This window comes from Marinobacterium sp. MBR-109 (assembly GCF_040547565.1).
Lineage (GTDB): Bacteria > Pseudomonadota > Gammaproteobacteria > Pseudomonadales > Balneatricaceae > Marinobacterium.
The window spans coordinates 378,187-395,929 of record NZ_JBEPPZ010000001.1 but is presented as its reverse complement, the minus strand read 5'-3'; the positions used below and the strand labels follow the sequence as shown (position 1 = coordinate 395,929).

Sequence of the window (17,743 nt, the reverse complement as noted above, 5' to 3'; positions counted from 1 at the left end):
TTAAGCGTGCGCTACCTCGGCCAGCGACTGAACCGATGCCAGGTAGCCGTTATCGGCATGCTCTACTTCCCAGACATCATATCGAGTCTGCATGGTGAGCCAACTGGCGACCGAAGTGCCGGTTGCCTTGGCGATACGCAGCGCCAGCTCTTTGCTGCAGGCTGCATGGCCATTTACGAACAGCGACAGGTGCTTGCGGGAGACTCCCATCGCCTTGGCCGCGGCCGTTACGCTCAGGCCCAGCGGGTCGAGTACGTCAGCCTTGAACACAACACCGGGATGAACCGGCTTGCGGGTACGAATGCGCGTCATGGTGCACCTCTCAGTGGTATTGTTCATAGTCCACGACAATGGCATCGCCATCATCAAACTCAAAGGTAAGGCGCCAGGCGCCCGACACATCAATCGCGTACCGCCCCTGCATCTTGCCTTTCAGGGGATGCAGGCGATAACCCGGCAGATTCATATCCTCCGGGGAGGTGGCGGCATCCAAACGATCAAGGCGGGTTTCCAGCTTGGTGGCATGCTTCGGGTTGATGCCCTTGGTCGTGCCGTCATAGAAGAAGTCTTCCAACCCTTTGTGCCTGAAACTCTTGATCGCCATCCGATACGCCTTGTTGCGTTACCTTTTAGGTAACATTATAGGCATTTATACTGAGAAAATGCCAGCCGATCTGGCCCAGGCAGAGTTACTGCCTGTATCTGCTGAAGTTTCAGTGGTTTCGCGTTCAACCTGCTGTGCCTGCCACTCACCATAAGTTGTCTTGCTGCCTTCAACAAACCAGCTGATACGACCGTTGGCACTGCGACCGGAAACCACAGCAGCGGCAGCGCTGGGGCTGGAAAAGGCATGATCCTTGGTGAAAGTACAATATTTACCTTCGCCTTCGACCAGTACAGCATCGCTGATCAATTGGTCATAAAGTCCCTTGTATCCCCCGTCGATACCCACCCATTGAGTACGTGCTTGTGATCCAGCCAGCACGATGAAGTCACTATCCACTTCCTGAGCCTTTGCGGTGATATTGTGGCGTGGCAGTGTCAGCTCGAAGGTAGGGGAGGGCAGCGTGGTGTTGGCGCTGCTATCAGCGTGGACTGGCTTGGTGGCGGCCTCACGCAGGAAGTCGAACCCTAACACCGGCAGGATGGTGCGGATCTGTTCGATGAAGAACGCCATGTCGGCCTGATCGGCTTCCGGCAGGATTGTGTAGTCGTGGGCTGTGCCATTTTTCAGGCCGCATCGACCGGAGGCTGTGGCCAGGGCGATCAACCGGCTTTCCAGATACTTCACATGGGCCTTGGTCAGGTTCTGATCCTTGCTCGTGATCAGGCAGACCCGTTCCCAGAAATCTTTCCCGCCTTTGTCCTCGGGCTGGTTGTGCTGTTTGAGGCGCTTGGCCACATCGTCGGACTCGCCGATATAGACCAGCGGACGTGCAGTATTGTCCGGGTCTGGCCCCACCAGAAAGTAGATCCCGGTACGGCTGCACTCGGGGCGTTTCACCAGCTCCGACAAGCGCGTGCGCGGCCCAGTCAGCGAATGGCCGGTCCAGTTCATGATTTCGGCGGTCAGTAGCCCGTTGGGGCTGCCATCGACCAGAAAGAGGCGAATACTGCGTCCTTGCGTCATGGTGACTCCTATACTCGATACTCAGCGGATTGCTCTGCAGCCATAGGTAGGTCGGGTTCGATGGCTTGGGGGCTGGTGTTTGGCTGCCAGTTGCGCACATCGATCTTGCCGGTAACGGCGGCGGAGATCAGGGCTATGCGGCGTTCTTGGAGTAACTGGATCTGCCGCTGAGTTAGCACCATCAGATCGGCATACTTCTTTATAACATCACTAACATACTCGGAGATTGCATGCTGCTCGCCAGTTGATGGAACGGGGAGCTTTACAAACTTCACCTCAGAGCAGTTTAAGTGCGGGTGCATGCCTCCTGTTCGGATCGAGTAAAGAACAGACTGCCCATACGCAGAGCGAAGAACGAGGGAGAGGTAGTCACCCGAGATCTTCTTTTTGATCGGTTGAAGGATGATCAGTGCGTGGCAGTTGTAGCCTTCTTCGCTGTCCGAAACTAATCCTACATCACCTGTTCCCGCACCCGTCTGAACCACGAGAACATCGCCTTTTTTTAGAATTGATTTCTTATGCTTCAGGCTCCAGATGCCGGTGACAAAGTAGCCCCCATCGAAGTTAATCTTTCCGTTCTTGATGTGGGTTGCCTGTACGTAAGGTGTTCCAGATTCAACCAAAATGTCACGAGTTGGCCCTACATACCCATTGGTGATCTTCTGCGTGGCCTGATTGACTGCCAGAACGTCCCAATGCTCCGGCACCTGTCCCAGCCACTCTACGCCGGAGTCTTTCATCGGCACATTGGGATCAAGGCCCTTGGTGACGGCATGAGAGATCACAGCCTGGCGCTTTTCCTTCAGTAACTCGATCAGCCTCTGCTGCTTTTCGATCAGCCGGTCGATACGGGCGGTTTCGTGGTCGAGGAAGGCGGCGATGGTGCGTTGTTCAATCAAGCTAGGGCGAGAGCAGGTAAGGTTTCCCATGAACTCCCAGCTGGCTCTGGGCATTTTTGCGCCGTAGGTTGATCCATCAACAATGGATATAAACTCCCTTGTGAGCATCTGGTACTGAAGGTAGCGACTGTCATTATGTAAAGGCCGCAACACGTGGAAATCACCCACTGCTTCCCCTTCAGATTGCGCTAGAAGCACTTTCGCCAAGTAAGGACGTAACTTGCCAAACAAAAGATCACCCGCAATAAACCTGGTCCCATCGCCTTGAAATTCACTATCTGTTACCTGCAACTTACCTGTCCAGCTCTCAATATTTTCCAGACCTAAAGGGTTTCGACGATCAGTAGCTTTCTCCGTTACGATGGGAGCAAGGTACTTTAATCTGACGCCACCCCAATTGGTTGGTAGCTTACCCAACCACTCAACCCCCGAATCCTTATACTCCGGATACGCCTGATATTTACCGCTCATACCTGATCTCCTTTCAGTGCGTTCCGGGTATAAAAGTCCTGTTCAACCCGGCGCTCGCTCTGGCTCAGAGCAATTTGATCATGGACGTTGGGCAATTGCGTCAGCAGTGCTGTCACTTTTTCGTAGGGGCGTTTGAACAGGGTTTCGTAGTCGACAATACCCACGTCGACCCAGGCATTCGGCACATGGGATAGCACTTCGCAGCCGAAATAGGCGTTTGGCCGTGCAACGGAAATGAAAAACCCGCACGATTTGAGCATACCAACCGGGGAGGGCATAGGCTTGGCGGGTGTATTAACCGGGAAAGAGTAACCCGCCGGTTTGAGGATACTGCGGGCAGCATAGCCTTGGCGGGTGTTGTTGTAGAGCATTTTGGCCTGCAAGGCGCGGAAAGTAAACAGTCGAGTAGCCATCACGGGCGCACCTCATTCAATAGGGCCTGTCCCTTTTCGCTGGTACAGTAAGCCTGCTGTTTGTGAAACCTCACAGGGCTGGGCAGCACCGCAATCAGGCTTTTCGGTAGCAGAGCAATTGGCTGTTCTCTATCCTGCTCCAACTTATCCGTATCCGACACCAGCCTGTCCGCATTCCCGCCCAACCTATCCGAATTTGCCTGTGTAAGTATCATTCGACGCCCTCCATGGAGCCAAACGCCTGCTGCCAAAAACTCAGCTTCTGCCATTCATCAGGGAAGCCCATATGCGTGCGAGATACATTGGGAAATCGCTCCATCAACTGCTGGAGCTTCACCGCCCAAAGGCTTTGCGGGCTTACCACCTGCAACAGAGCTTCGATCACCACAACCTGCGCATATAAACGCCGCCGTGGGTCAATCTGCTGTTCAGGATGATAGCTGGAGTGCACAGGTATCGAGCCGGGTATCCCCGGCCATGGCCGATTCACCTTGCGCGGAATTTCTGGGCGACTGCCAAATTCACGATTCCACACGCGGGCATGGTGGGCACATGAGTTCCTCAAGTCTGACAGGCTGCGAAACCAGGACTTGAGCACTGGATGCTTCCAACCGAAATGTGCTTCTATTCGTTGCCTGTCATCCGGTTTGCGCAGGTTCGCAAACAGAATTGATACTTCCTTGAATGACAATATCTCGACTGCCATCCAAATCGGTGGTTGAGCCGGCGCCGCTTTGTAGCGGGTTCTGTAATGGGTAAGGAAGGTTTCAGCCAAGGGTCCGTCAGCAGGCTGGGCCAACTTTTGATACAGCCAGGTGTAGTTGTAACGATCATTGAATACGCCTTCCTGCAGATAGCCATGGGCGCCATGATGTTCTGCAAGGGTGTTTGCCAACTGACTGCGCAGAGCAACTTCTATGCGTTCTATCGCGTCCAGCAGTAACAGTCTAAGTTCTCGGTCGAAGATGTAGAGATCCAGAATGTCGTCAAAGCAGGTACCGGGACGAAATTGATGGCTACCACCCGACCGGTAATATGCACGGGTATAGGCTGATAACCTGAAATAACTGATATTGGAGAGGTAATGACGAGCGAGCGATTCATCAGGAATATGCAAACCCCGCTCACTCAACAAGTGAAGATGCTGATCTTGGGTCAGGGCAACTTTGTCATAGGTTGTCATTACTGACCACCAAAAACAAAAAACCCGCCAAAGTGTGCTTCAATGAGAGGCATGGCGGGTGTGTTGCAGATAATGCTAGGCATAGAGCCTGTCCCTGTCAAGTTCACACTTGTCTGCACCGCATCAAAAAAAGCCTGAGTGACCATCACGAATGCACCTCCGCCAGCAGCTCCATGATCTCACGGCTGACCTTGTCCAGGTCGGCGTCGATCTCTTCCAGTGCACGCGGTGGCTGGTACTGGTAGAAGTGGCGGTTGAACGGGATCTCATAGCCGACAATACCCACCTTGCCATCCTTCTCGTCGCATTTGCTCTCGTCGATCCAGGCATCCGGCACGTGGGGCAGCACTTCGCGGGCAAAGTAGTCGTGAATGTCTTCGCCCAGCGGTACGTTTTCGTTGTCGCGCAGGTCCGGGTTAGGCTCGGGTTCACCTTTTGTCTTGCAGACTTCCGCCTCGTCGTCCTGCTCACCGATATGCTTGCACAGCAGCTTGAACGCGGGCGCGGGCAGTTTGATCTCACCCGGCAACGCAGTGAGCTGCTTCTTGAACTGGGTGCGTGACAGCAGTCTGTCCTGATCGAATCGGCTCAGGGCGTCCAGAATCGCACTCTGCAGGCTGGCGTCCAGCTTCTCCCAGGCTTTGTCGGCCTGCAGGGCGGCGATGCGCTCGGCATCTTTCGGGTAGAACGCCAGTTTCAGCGGACGCTCGACGGTGATGCGGCGGTAGCCGAAGTCGGTGGTGTTGAACACCTTGGCAATGCCGGAGGCTTCCAGCTCGGCGCTGTCGTAACGGCTGTAGAGGCCGACGATCTTCTCCAGCGCCTCATCGTTGAGCTGCTTGCGCTTGGAACCCAGCGACTTGCGCATGGGGCTGTGCAGGTCGGTGGCGTTGATCAGCAGCACCTTGCCCTTGCGCTCCACCGGCTTGTGATTGGACAGCACCCAGATATAGGTGGCGATGCCGGTGTTGTAGAACATATCCGTAGGCAGGGCGACGATGGCATCGAGCAGGTCATGCTCCAGCACATAACGGCGAATCTCGCTCTCACCACTGCCCGCACCGCCGGTAAACAGCGGCGAGCCGTTGAGGATGATGCCGATACGGCCACCGGGGTTGGTCTCGGTTTTGGGTGCCATCTTGCTGATCAGATGCATCAGGAACAGCAGCGAGCCATCGGATACCCGTGGCAGGCCTGGACCAAAGCGGCCATTGAAGCCCTGCAGCTTGTTCTCATCCTTAATCACCTTCTCTACCTTCTTCCAGTCCACGCCGAACGGCGGGTTGGAGAGGCAGTAATCGAAGGTGTTACCGCGCAGCTGGTCGTTGGAGAGGGTGTTGCCCAGCTTGATGTTGTCGATCTCCTGCCCCTTGATCAGCATATCCGCCTTACAGATGGCGTAGGACTCGGGGTTCAGCTCCTGGCCGAAGGTTTTCAGGCTGGCGCGTTCGTTCAGCTCCAGCAGGTACTCCATGCCGCTGGAGAGGAAGCCGCCTGTGCCCGCTGTCGGATCGTATATGGTCTTGATGATGCCCGGCTTGGTCAGCGCCTCGTCGTCACCGCTGAACACCAGCGAGGTGGTCAGGCGAACGATATCACGCGGAGTGAAGTGCTCACCGGCGGTATCGTTGGCGCTTTCCGCAAAACGGCGGATCAGGTCTTCGAACACCAGGCCCATCTGGTAGTTGCTCACCGCCTCCGGCGACAGGTCAAAGTGGGCGAACTCCTGCACCACACGATACAGCAGGTCGGCTTCATCCAGCTTGTCGAGGCTGCTTTCAAAACTGAAATGCTCAAAGATCTCCCGCGCATCCTTCGAGAAGGCGCGCACGTAGCTGTCCAGGTTGTCGAAGATGTGTGTCTCACCCAGGTGCGCCAGATCCAGTTTGGATGTGTTGTAGAACGCCTTGTCGGCGGCATTGAGCAGCACCTTATGTCGCGCTTCTTCCGGCATCGCCTTGCTGCTTTCGGCCAGCGCCAGCACCTTGTCCTTGGTCGGCGCCAGCACGCACTCAAGGCGGCGCAGCACGGTAAACGGCAGGATGATGCGGCCATACTGCGACTGCTTGAAGTCACCGCGCAGCAGATCGGCCACCGACCAGATCAGGCCAGCCAGTGAAGCGGTAGAGGTGTTCATGGAAGCAGGGTCTTTGGGCAACATGCGGCGATCCTTGCAGCAGGCCGGGGCGGCCCACTCGGTTAACGGTTGATTCAACAATGCCTGGCATCATACCAAATTGGATGGGGTGGGGGAGGCATAGGCAGGTATCAGCATACATGGTTGATACGTCAGTCCTTGTCGTCTGGCTGTGAAGGGGGCTTCAGTTATGAGTGCCACAATCAGGTCGCTGGCGACAACAAACCCGCTTCGCGTTACAATGCTCGCCAATTTCGTTTTCTGCACTTAATGGCTACATTTTTTTCTTGTACATGGGTGCGTACATACTCCGGGTTTTGATGAATGTCCATCGCTGAAAAAGACTTAAAAATCAGTCACATACGTAATTTCTCGATCATCGCCCATATCGATCATGGCAAATCCACCCTGTCCGACCGCATCATTCAGATCTGCGGTGGTCTGAGCGACCGTGAAATGGCGGCTCAGGTACTCGACTCCATGGACCTTGAGCGCGAGCGCGGCATCACGATCAAGGCGCAGAGCGTTACCCTCGACTACACCGCGAAGGACGGCAATACCTATCAGCTCAACTTCATCGACACCCCCGGGCATGTGGACTTTTCGTATGAAGTGTCACGCTCGCTGTCGGCCTGTGAAGGTGCTTTGCTGGTAGTGGATGCTGCGCAGGGTGTTGAAGCTCAGTCGGTGGCCAACTGCTACACCGCCATCGAGCAAGGTCTGGAAGTGCTGCCGGTCCTGAACAAGATGGATCTGCCTCAGGCTGATCCTGACCGTGTGCGGCAGGAGATCGAAGAGGTGATCGGCATCGATGCCACCCACGCGGTCGCCTGTTCGGCCAAGACCGGTCTGGGTGTTGAGGAAGTGCTGGAAGAGCTGGTTCGGGTAATCCCTCCGCCGGAGGGTGACGTGGATGGCCCGTTGCAGGCGCTGATCATCGACTCCTGGTTCGACAACTACCTGGGCGTGGTATCACTGGTGCGCGTGATACACGGTACCCTGCGCAAAAAGGACAAGCTGCTGGTCAAGTCCACCGGTCAGGCGCATCAGGTGGATGCGGTGGGTGTCTTTACTCCGAAACGGAAGGAAACCGATCAGCTGCGTGCCGGTGAGGTCGGTTTTATTGTTGCGGGCATCAAGGATATTCATGGTGCACCCGTAGGCGACACCCTGACGCATTCCAAGACACCGGATGTGCCCAGCCTGCCCGGCTTTCAGAAGGTTCAGCCGCAGGTGTATGCCGGCCTGTTCCCGACCAGTGCCGATGACTATGAAGATTTCCGTGAAGCGCTGGACAAGCTGACCCTGAACGATGCCTCCCTGTTCTTCGAGCCGGAAACCTCCGACGCATTGGGCTTCGGCTTCCGTTGTGGCTTCCTTGGCATGCTGCACATGGAGATCATTCAGGAGCGCCTGGAGCGTGAATATGACCTCGATCTGGTCACAACCGCCCCAACGGTGGTGTACGAGCTGGAACTGAACAACGGTGACGTGGTTCAGATCGACAGCCCCTCCAAACTGCCGGACCCCTCCACCGTGCGTGAAATGCGCGAGCCGATCGTGCTGGCCAATATTCTGGTGCCGGACGAGCATCTCGGCCAGGTCATTGGTCTGTGTGTGGAAAAGCGCGGGGTGCAGAAAAACATGCACTTTGTCGGCAAGCAGGTTCAGGTCACCTACGAGCTGCCAATGGCGGAAGTGGTGCTGGACTTCTTTGATCGCCTCAAATCGTGCAGCCGTGGCTATGCCTCGCTTGAATATAATTTCCAGCGCTTTGAGGCCGCCAAGCTGGTACGCATGGATATCATGATCAATGGCGAGCGTGTGGATGCACTGGCGGTCATTCTGCACAAGGACAATGCGGTGTACCGCGGCCGCATGTTGTGTGAAAAGATGAAAGAGCTGATTCCGCGCCAGATGTTTGATGTGGCGATTCAGGCTGCCATCGGTGGCAAGGTGATCGCGCGTACCACCGTTAAGGCGCTGCGCAAGAACGTGCTGGCCAAGTGTTACGGTGGTGACGTCAGCCGCAAGAAAAAACTGCTGTCCAAGCAGAAAGAAGGTAAAAAGCGCATGAAGCAGGTAGGACGGGTCGAGATTCCTCAGGATGCCTTCCTTGCTGTACTCAAAGTTGACGGCTAGGGCAGGGATATGAATCTGGACTTCTCACTGATACTGGTACTGGTCACACTGTTGACCGGTATTCTGTGGCTGATCGACACATTGATGTTTGCGCCCCGGCGACGGGCGGCACTGGCACAGGCTGAACAGAGTGCCGGTGCGCCACTGCCGGAGGCACAGCAGATCAGCCTGTTGCGTCAGCCTGGCTGGGCCGACACCTCTCGCTCCATGTTCCCGGTATTGCTGGTGGTGCTGGTGTTGCGTTCGTTCCTGTTTGAGCCGTTTCAGATTCCTTCAGGTTCCATGCTGCCAACATTGAAGATCGGCGACTTCATTCTGGTGAACAAGTTTCATTATGGCCTGCGCCTGCCTGTACTGAATACGCGGTTTGTCAGCAATAATGATCCGCAGCATGGCGATGTGATCGTGTTCCGCTACCCGGAAGACACCAGTATCAACTACATTAAACGAGTAGTCGGTGTGCCGGGTGATGTGATCACCTATCAGGGCAAGACGCTGTTCATTAATGATGAGGCGCAGCCACAAAGCCTGATCGCACGTCTGCCGCCCGCCAACCCGGAGCAGCTGTTGCTGAGTGAAACGCTGGCAGGCGAGCCGCACCGTATTTACCAGGATATCTATCGGCCGGTCATGAACGGTCAGTGGGTGGTGCCGGAAGGGCATTACTTTGTTCTGGGCGACAACCGGGATAACAGCAAGGACAGTCGCTACTGGGGCTTTGTGCCCGAGGAACTGCTGGTTGGAAAAGCAACCGCTGTATGGATGCATTGGGACAGTTTTTTCAGTCTGCCCGATTTCAGTGATGTTCGTCGCATTAACTAGAGGATGGAAAGATGAACAACGGAGCTACACACTTTCAGCGCGGGGCCTCATTTACCTCGACTCTGGTCGGGTTGATTGTGGCGGGTATTTTCTTTGCAGTGGGGTTCAAGCTGTTCGGCCCCTACTGGGACCATGCCACGATCAACTCGATTGTTTCCAAGGTCAGTGAGGACCCGGATGAACTGTCCAAGTCGGTGCGCGAAATTCGTCGCGATTTTGACAAGAAATTCCTGATCAACCAGGTATCACTGCCGGAAAAGGATTCCCTGCAGGTACGACTGGAAGAGGGTGTGCTCTATTTTGATCTGGTCTATGAGGTCCGTGTACCAATGTTCTACAACGTTGATGCACTGGTTAAGTTTGAAGAACACTACGAAGCTGTTAAACCTTGATTAAACCTGCTGCTGAACTGGCCCGTAAACTGGGCAACCCCTGTGAAGACCCCGAGCTGTTTGAACTGGCACTGACCCATCGCAGCTGTGGTAAACGCAATAATGAACGGCTGGAGTTTCTCGGCGATGCGATTCTGAGTTTCGTCATCGCCGATGATCTCTATTCGCGCTTTCCTGATGCCCGTGAAGGTCAGATGAGTCGTCTGCGCTCCCGTGTGGTCAAGGGGGAAACGCTGGCCCTTATCGCACGTGAAATGGCGGTCGGTGATTATCTGCGCCTGGGCTCCGGTGAGCTGAAAAGCGGCGGCTTTCGGCGCGACTCCATACTGGCCGACAGCGTCGAGGCCATCATCGGTGCCGTTTATCTTGATCAGGGAGTGGAGGCCGCCAGAGCGTTTATTCTGCACTGGTTTGGGCCGCACCTGGAGCAGCTGGATCTGAATATTACCCTCAAGGATGCCAAGACCCGGCTGCAGGAGTTTTTGCAGTCACGTCGCTCGCAACTGCCTCAGTACGAGCTGGTATCGGTGGAAGGGGAGCCCCATGATCAGACCTTTCATATCCGTTGCGAAATATCATTGCTGGATGTGCCCACAGAAGGGCATGGCAGCAGTCGCCGTCAGGCAGAACAGGAAGCGGCCCGCGCCGCACTGGCGCAACTGGATCAGGAGGCTAGCGCATGAGTGAGTCAACACAGCGTTGTGGTTATGTGGCCATCGTGGGCCGCCCCAATGTAGGAAAATCGACCCTGCTGAACCGCATTCTGGGGCAAAAACTGAGCATTACCTCGCGTAAGCCGCAGACAACCCGGCACCAGATTCTGGGTATCAAGACCGAGGACGATCTGCAGGTGGTGTACGTGGATACACCCGGGCTGCACAAGGATGACAAGGGCAAAGCGCTTAACCGCTTCATGAACCGTACTGCGTCCGAGGCCTTGCGCCATGTGGATCTGGTTGTGTTCATGATTGACCGTACGGCCTGGACCGAAGAGGATCAGCTGGTCCTCGACAAGCTGGAGCACCTGCACTGCCCGGTGATTCTGGCGGTCAACAAGGTGGACCAGCTGAAAGACAAGGAAGCCCTGCTGCCGCAGCTTGAAGAGCTTTCGGCCAAGCGCCACTTTGACGTGATTATCCCGATCTCGGCTGAGAAGGGGCACAATGTCGAACGCCTTGAGCATGAAGTTGAATCGCGGATTCCCGAGGGCGTGCACCTGTTTCCGGAAGACCAGATAACGGATCGCAGCTCCCGCTTTGTAGCCGCTGAGCTGGTGCGTGAGAAGCTGATGCGCAATCTGGGTGAAGAAGTGCCCTATGGCACCACGGTCGAGATTGAAGAGTTCAAGCATGATGGTCGTGTACTGCATATCAGTGCGCTGATTCTGGTTGAGCGTGAAGGCCAGAAGCGGATCGTGATCGGTGACAGCGGTGCGGTGATCAAGACCATCGGTCGTGATGCCCGCATGGATATGGAAAAAATGTTTGATACCAAGGTCATGCTCAATCTCTGGGTCAAGGTTAAGCGGGGCTGGTCCGATAATGAACGGGCACTGCAGAGCCTCGGTTACAGGCATGAGTGATGAGCCAGCGGGTCGATGCGGCGGCCGCCTATGTTCTGCACAGCCGGCCCTATCGTGAAACCAGCCTGCTGGTTGATCTGCTGACGCTGGAGCATGGCAAGGTCAGCGTGGTTGCCCGAGGTGCCCGCAAACCGGGCTCTCGCCTGCGCTCCACGCTACAGCCGTTCCAGTCGCTTCAGGTTGGCTGGCAGGGGCGTACTGATCTCAAAACCCTGCGCATGGCTGAACCGGTCGAATCCCTGCTGATGCTGCAGGGTAAGGCGCTGCTGTGCGGACTGTATCTGAATGAGCTGCTGCAGCGCCTGTTGCGCCCGTTTGACTCTCACCCCCGGCTGTTCGTCTACTTCCGTTATGCACTCAATGAGTTGCGGCTGGGGCAGGACCTTGAAGGCGCATTGCGCACCTTTGAACGCCAACTGCTTGAGCAGCTGGGGTTTGCGCTGGACACTCGTTCACTTCAGCCGGGGTTGAGCTATCGTCTGGACCCGGAGCGGGGGCTGATCGTCTGTAATCGAGTGGATGCCTATCCGGCCGAACACCTGCAGGCCATTGCCGAAGACCATTATGATGATCCCGCCGTCCGGCGCAGTGCCAAGCGCCTGATGCGGAACCGACTTACACCACTATTGGGAGACAGGCCTCTGCGCAGTCGCGAGCTGTTTCTCAAGCGCAAGGGAGTACAAGATGACCGAGCCTGATCGCCTGTTGCTGGGCATCAATATTGATCACATTGCCACGCTGCGTCAGGCGCGTGGTACCCGTTATCCTGATCCGGTGCAGGCGGCGGCACTGGCGGAGGAGGCCGGAGCTGACGGCATTACCGTGCACCTGCGTGAAGATCGGCGCCATATTCAGGACCGTGATATCCACCTGCTGGCGCAGACCCTGCAAACCCGTATGAACCTGGAAATGGCCTTGACCGAAGAGATGATGCAGCTTGCCGAAGCGGTACGTCCGGCCCATGTCTGTCTGGTGCCTGAAAAGCGTGAAGAGTTGACGACCGAGGGTGGGCTGGATGTGCTCGGGCAGGAATCCCAGATCCGTGCGGCGTGCATGCGTCTGGCCGATGCAGGCTGCGAAGTCTCTCTGTTTATCGATCCTGATCCGGCGCAGATTGATGCCGCCGTACGTTGCGGTGCGCCGGTCATTGAACTGCACACCGGCAACTATGCCGATGCGGAAACCATCGTTGAGCGCAGTGAAGAACTGGAGCGCCTGAAAACCGCTGCACGTCATGCCTGGCAGCAGGGGCTGGTGATCAATGCAGGGCACGGGCTGCATTATCACAACGTGGAGCCGGTGGCTGAAATCCCGGAGCTGAATGAACTCAATATCGGGCACGGCATCATCGCCCGGGCGTTGATGGTGGGGCTGAAGCCAGCCGTGGCCGAGATGCGCCAGCGCATGATGGAGGTGCAACAACGGGTTCAATCAAGGCGTGATGCCCTGCGCTCATGATTTACGGGATCGGCACCGACATCGTCGAGATTGATCGCATCCGGCAGGCGCTGGCCAGAACGCCACGTCTGCCGCTGCGGATTCTCACGCCCGAGGAGCTGGATGCATTCAATAAGAGTGCGCGTCCGGAGGTGTTTCTGGCCAAACGTTTTGCAGCCAAGGAAGCGGCCGTAAAGGCACTGGGAACCGGAATAGGGCGCGGCATCAGCTGGCAACACTTTTCTGTTCAGCATGACGCGCTGGGCCGCCCTCTGTTGCGATTGGCGGGAGCGGCCGAAGCGCAGGCCCGGCAGCAGGGTATCAGCCGCTGGCATCTGTCCTATAGTGATGAACAGGCACTGGTGGTGGCCTTTGTGGTAGCTGAAGCCGGCTGAGATTGCCGTTGCCCATACGGCCTGATATTATCCCGACAATATTAGTCGGGAATAAGTAAGCCGGCTGTTATATCCATATTGAAGTACTGCTCAGGAGCACTCATGGCCATTGATTATCCAACAATTGCCGATTACGTCGGTCACACGCCGCTGGTCCGTCTGCAGCGTATTCCGGTAGCCAATGGCAACACCCTGTTGTGCAAGCTGGAAGGCAACAACCCGGCAGGCTCGGTCAAGGATCGCCCGGCACTGAGCATGATTGAACTGGCCGAGAAGCGTGGTGATATCCAGCCGGGTGATTGCCTGATTGAAGCGACTTCCGGCAACACCGGTATCGCCCTGGCAATGGCCGCCGCGATCAAGGGCTATCAGCTCAAACTGATCATGCCCGCCAATATGAGTTCCGAACGCAAGGCGGCGATGAGCGCCTATGGTGCAGAGCTGATCGAGGTGACTCAGGCCGAGGGGATGGAGCGGGCGCGTGATCTGGCCTTGGAGATGCAGGCGGCAGGAGAGGGCAAGGTACTGGATCAGTTTTCAAACGCCGATAACCCCGAAGCCCATTACCGCAGCACCGGCCCTGAGATCTGGCAACAGACACAGGGTACCGTCACCCATTTTGTCAGCTCCATGGGCACGACCGGTACCATCATGGGCGTGTCCCGCTACCTGAAAGAGCAAAACCCGGATATCCAGATTGTTGGCCTGCAGCCGCAGGAGGGATCGCAGATTCCCGGTATCAGGCGCTGGCCCGAAGCCTACCTGCCCAAGATTTTTGAACGCAGCCGCGTGGACCGGGTGATCGATATCTCTCAGCGGCAGGCAGAAGAGACCATGCGCGCGCTGGCGCGGCGAGAAGGCATTTTCTGTGGTGTGTCCTCCGGCGGTTCTGTTGCAGGTGCCCTGCAGCTGGCCGAGGAGGTCAGTAACGCGACCATTGTGTGCATCATTTGTGACCGAGGTGATCGCTACCTCTCCACCGGCGTGTTCGGCTAGCGCTCACGTCATCGGTCGTGCCCGTTGCGGACCGGTCAGGGAACTCGCTCGCACTGAGCGGTCTTAGGGAATAGAATGTGGCTCCATCCTGAGGGGGAGCCGCTGTTGCCGGCACTGGCCCGCCTTTCAGTTATGGTCGCCGGAGGCAAGACAGGAGTGGCGTTCAGCCATGGTGAAGGTTCGAGAAGAACACCCTATACGAGAAGATGGTACCGTTGATCTGGATCTCTGGCTGCTGCGTCTGCAGCAGCAGGTAGAAGTCAGCGATATCGACCAGATCCGTCAGGCGTGTCTGCTGGCCAAGCAAGCACGCGCTGCGGTTGCCGAATCGGATGATGACTGGTCACACAATACGGTTGGCAGCTTTCGTACCGGGCTCGAAATGGCCCAGATTCTGGCGGAGCTGCAGCAGGATCAGGAAACACTGATTGCGGCAATCCTTTACCGTGCGGTGCGCGAGCGCAAGCTCAGCCTGGAGCGGGTGCAGGAGCAGTTTGGTGAAACCATCGCGGGCCTGATCAACGGTGTACTGCAAATGGCCGCCATCGGCAGCCGCAAGAACCCTCGCTCGGATGATGGCGTGCTCGGCACCAAGATCGCTCAGATCGATAATGTTCGCAAGATGCTGGTGGCAATGATCGATGATGTGCGTGTTGCACTGATCAAGATTGCCGAGCGCACCTGTGCCATCCGTGGCGTCAAGGACGGCGACCGCAAAAAACGCTATCTGGTGGCGCGCGAAGTATTCGATATCTATGCACCTCTGGCACACCGGCTTGGCATCGGCCATATCAAGTGGGAACTTGAAGACCTCTCCTTCCGCTACCTGAAACCCAACGACTACAAGCATATTGCACGTCTGCTGGACGAAAAGCGTCTCGATCGCCAGCTGTTTATCAATCAGGTGGTGGAGCTGCTGCGCAGCCGACTGGAAGATGCCGGCATTGCCGGTGACGTGATGGGCCGCGCCAAGCATATTTACAGTATCTGGCGCAAAATGCAGCGCAAGAACATCGACTTCAGCCAGGTCTACGATGTACGTGCCGTACGCATTCTGGTGCCCGAGATTCGTGACTGCTATACCGTGCTGGGGATTGTGCACGGTCTTTGGCGCAATATTCCGCATGAATTTGATGACTACATCGCCTCGCCCAAGCCCAACGGTTATCGTTCACTGCATACCGCCGTGTTTGGTCCGGAAGGCAAGGTGCTGGAGGTTCAGATCCGTACCTTCGCCATGCATGAAGAGGCGGAGCTGGGCGTATGTGCTCACCACCTATACAAAGGCACGGACACCCAGGCCCGTGGTGATGGCTATGAAGAGAAAATCGCCTGGTTGAGACAGGTACTGGAGTGGCATGACGACCTGGGTGATACCGAAGCCCTCGGTGACATGTTGCGCGGTGATGTGGTGCAGGACCGGGTCTATGTATTCACGCCGGACGGACATGTGATCGACCTGCCACAGGGTGCTACGGCGGTCGACTTCGCCTATCGTGTGCATACCGAAGTCGGGCACCGTTGCCGGGGTGCGAAGGTCAACGGCCGCATCATTCCGCTCAACAAGGCGCTGAAGACCGGTGACCAGGTCGAAATCATGACCTCCCGTGAAGAAGCGCCACGGCGTGACTGGCTCAACAGCAACTACGGCTTTGTGACCACCTCCCGTGCACGGGCCAAGGTGGCGCACTGGTTCAAGCTTCAGGCCAAGGAACAGAATGCCGAAGCGGGGCGCGATATTATTCTGCGCGAATTCCGCCGCCTGGCACTGGATCCGCACACGATCGATCTCAACGATATTGCGCGCGCGCTCAACTATAAAACCTCGGAAGACCTCTGTGCAGCCCTGGGCGCCGGTGATCTGCGCCTGTCACAAATCATTCATGAAGCCCAGCGTCAGGTCGAGCCTGATCGGCAGGAATCCCAGCTGGATCTGGCGCTGCCGGCCAGTCAGTCAGCGAAGGAGCCGCGCAGTGGCGGCAGCGGCATCAATATACAGGGGATTGGCAACCTGCTGACCACCCTGGCGACGTGCTGCAAGCCGGTGCCCGGTGACCCGATCATGGGTTACATCACCCAAGGGCGGGGAATTTCGATTCACCATGAAGACTGTCTCAACCTTATGGGCCTGCGTGAACACGAGCCGGACCGGGTGATCAGCGTCGACTGGGGTGACGAACACGAACAGACTTACCCGGTGGACATGATCATCGAGGCATTTGACCGCCCGGGCCTGCTGCGTGATGTGATGCTGGTGCTGAGCAACGAGAAGCTCAATATTCTGGCGGCCAACACCCTGACCGATCGCAAGAACAACATGGCACGCCTGACGCTGACGGTCGAAATTCCGCGGCTTGAGCGGCTGGGCCGGCTGATGGACAAGATCAACCAGGTGCCCAACGTGCTGGATGTGCACCGTGAGCGCAGCGGGGCCGGGCGATGAGCTACAGCCTTGATGACCTGATCCGGCTGATGGATGCCCTGCGGGAGCCTGATTCAGGCTGCCCCTGGGACCTGCAGCAGACCTTTGCCAGCATTGTGCCGCATACGCTGGAAGAGGCCTACGAAGTGGCCGACTGCATCGAGCGGGAAGACTGGGAGCACCTGCGAGACGAACTGGGTGATCTGCTGTTTCAGGTGGTGTTCTATGCCCGTCTGGCGAACGAGCAGGGCTGGTTTGATCTGCACTGCATCATTGACCAGCTGGTGACCAAGCTGATTCGTCGTCACCCACATGTGTTCCCGACCGGCAGCCTGAGCACCGCCGGTGTTGAAGCCATCGCCGTGGAACAGGTCAACAGCAACTGGGAAGCGATCAAACAGCAGGAGCGGGCGGCCAAATCCCGCACCGGTGTGCTGGATGACATTCCCGTTGGCTTGCCTGCACTCAGCCGTGCCGCCAAACTGCAGCGCCGCGCCGCTCGGGTTGGCTTTGACTGGCCGGATACTCGGGGTGTACTGGACAAGATCGAAGAGGAAATTGCCGAGCTGCGCGAAGCGCTGGCGAAGGGTGATCTGGACAATGCCCGTGAAGAGATCGGTGACCTGCTGTTTGCGCAGGTTAATCTGGCACGGCACCTTGAAATTGACCCCGAGCAGGCGGTGCGTCATACCAATGCCAAGTTTGAGCGCCGCTTCCGCCATGTGGAATCACGCGTAGCCGACAGTGGCCAGGCGTGGGAGCAGTTGAATCTGGATCAGCTTGACCATTGGTGGGACGAAGCCAAGCTCAAGGGGCTCTGAC

At 56.9% G+C, this 17,743-nt stretch carries 18 protein-coding genes; 11 read left to right on the top strand and 7 right to left on the bottom strand.

Annotated features, from left to right (window positions below):
* From ABIE60_RS01900 to ABIE60_RS01870, 7 genes are all read right to left on the bottom strand, one after another.
* A complete protein-coding gene (locus tag ABIE60_RS01900) occupies positions 1-312 on the bottom strand; it encodes a HigA family addiction module antitoxin (RefSeq protein WP_354467300.1) in 312 nt (103 codons plus the stop codon).
* 10 nt (positions 313-322) lie between these two features.
* The gene (locus ABIE60_RS01895; RefSeq protein ID WP_354467298.1) at positions 323-604 is read right to left on the bottom strand and encodes a type II toxin-antitoxin system RelE/ParE family toxin; all 282 of its coding nucleotides are present in this window, start codon (positions 602-604) and stop codon (positions 323-325) included.
* 45 nt (positions 605-649) lie between these two features.
* Positions 650-1,630 carry a GIY-YIG nuclease family protein gene (locus ABIE60_RS01890; protein ID WP_354467296.1) on the bottom strand — a complete coding sequence of 327 codons (981 nt, stop codon included), beginning with the start codon at positions 1,628-1,630 and terminating at the stop codon, positions 650-652.
* 8 nt (positions 1,631-1,638) lie between these two features.
* The gene (locus ABIE60_RS01885; RefSeq protein WP_354467294.1) at positions 1,639-3,000 is read right to left on the bottom strand and encodes a restriction endonuclease subunit S; all 1,362 of its coding nucleotides are present in this window, start codon (positions 2,998-3,000) and stop codon (positions 1,639-1,641) included.
* Positions 2,997-3,413 (bottom strand): hypothetical protein, encoded by a 417-nt coding sequence (locus ABIE60_RS01880; RefSeq protein ID WP_354467292.1) that lies wholly within the window; start codon positions 3,411-3,413, stop codon positions 2,997-2,999. The genes ABIE60_RS01885 and ABIE60_RS01880 overlap by 4 nt, the downstream gene beginning before the upstream one ends.
* Before the next feature lie 211 nt (positions 3,414-3,624).
* The gene (locus ABIE60_RS01875; protein ID WP_354467291.1) at positions 3,625-4,596 is read right to left on the bottom strand and encodes an Abi family protein; all 972 of its coding nucleotides are present in this window, start codon (positions 4,594-4,596) and stop codon (positions 3,625-3,627) included.
* A 145-nt stretch (positions 4,597-4,741) separates the two neighbouring features.
* Positions 4,742-6,757, bottom strand: coding sequence for a type I restriction-modification system subunit M (locus tag ABIE60_RS01870; protein ID WP_354467290.1), 2,016 nt, complete (start codon positions 6,755-6,757; stop codon positions 4,742-4,744).
* Positions 6,758-7,057: 300 nt separating this feature from the next.
* On the opposite strand from ABIE60_RS01870, the gene lepA reads away from it, so the two are divergent.
* From lepA to mazG, 11 genes are all read left to right on the top strand, one after another.
* The gene (lepA, locus tag ABIE60_RS01865) at positions 7,058-8,875 is read left to right on the top strand and encodes a translation elongation factor 4 (RefSeq protein WP_354467288.1); all 1,818 of its coding nucleotides are present in this window, start codon (positions 7,058-7,060) and stop codon (positions 8,873-8,875) included.
* Between the two features lie 9 nt (positions 8,876-8,884).
* Entirely contained in the window at positions 8,885-9,697 is an 813-nt protein-coding gene (gene lepB, locus ABIE60_RS01860; RefSeq protein ID WP_354467286.1) for a signal peptidase I, read from the top strand.
* 11 nt (positions 9,698-9,708) lie between these two features.
* The gene (locus tag ABIE60_RS01855) at positions 9,709-10,089 is read left to right on the top strand and encodes a DUF4845 domain-containing protein (protein WP_354467285.1); all 381 of its coding nucleotides are present in this window, start codon (positions 9,709-9,711) and stop codon (positions 10,087-10,089) included.
* Positions 10,086-10,772, top strand: coding sequence for a ribonuclease III (rnc, locus tag ABIE60_RS01850; RefSeq protein WP_354467284.1), 687 nt, complete (start codon positions 10,086-10,088; stop codon positions 10,770-10,772). The genes ABIE60_RS01855 and rnc overlap by 4 nt, the downstream gene beginning before the upstream one ends.
* Complete coding sequence (gene era, locus ABIE60_RS01845; protein WP_354467282.1) at positions 10,769-11,671, top strand: GTPase Era; 903 nt, start codon at positions 10,769-10,771, stop codon at positions 11,669-11,671. Before rnc ends, era begins: the two co-directional genes overlap by 4 nt.
* Positions 11,671-12,369: a DNA repair protein RecO gene (gene recO, locus ABIE60_RS01840; RefSeq protein ID WP_354467281.1), complete on the top strand. Its 699-nt coding sequence runs from the start codon at positions 11,671-11,673 to the stop codon at positions 12,367-12,369. Before era ends, recO begins: the two co-directional genes overlap by 1 nt.
* Positions 12,356-13,129, top strand: coding sequence for a pyridoxine 5'-phosphate synthase (gene pdxJ, locus ABIE60_RS01835; RefSeq protein WP_354467279.1), 774 nt, complete (start codon positions 12,356-12,358; stop codon positions 13,127-13,129). The genes recO and pdxJ overlap by 14 nt, the downstream gene beginning before the upstream one ends.
* Positions 13,126-13,503, top strand: coding sequence for a holo-ACP synthase (locus ABIE60_RS01830; RefSeq protein ID WP_354467277.1), 378 nt, complete (start codon positions 13,126-13,128; stop codon positions 13,501-13,503). Before pdxJ ends, ABIE60_RS01830 begins: the two co-directional genes overlap by 4 nt.
* 102 nt (positions 13,504-13,605) lie before the next feature.
* Positions 13,606-14,499: a cysteine synthase CysM gene (gene cysM, locus ABIE60_RS01825; RefSeq protein ID WP_354467276.1), complete on the top strand. Its 894-nt coding sequence runs from the start codon at positions 13,606-13,608 to the stop codon at positions 14,497-14,499.
* Between the two features lie 169 nt (positions 14,500-14,668).
* Positions 14,669-16,942 (top strand): GTP diphosphokinase, encoded by a 2,274-nt coding sequence (gene relA, locus ABIE60_RS01820; protein ID WP_354467274.1) that lies wholly within the window; start codon positions 14,669-14,671, stop codon positions 16,940-16,942.
* Positions 16,939-17,742 carry a nucleoside triphosphate pyrophosphohydrolase gene (gene mazG / locus ABIE60_RS01815; RefSeq protein WP_354467273.1) on the top strand — a complete coding sequence of 268 codons (804 nt, stop codon included), beginning with the start codon at positions 16,939-16,941 and terminating at the stop codon, positions 17,740-17,742. Before relA ends, mazG begins: the two co-directional genes overlap by 4 nt.
* Position 17,743: the final 1 nt, after the last annotated feature.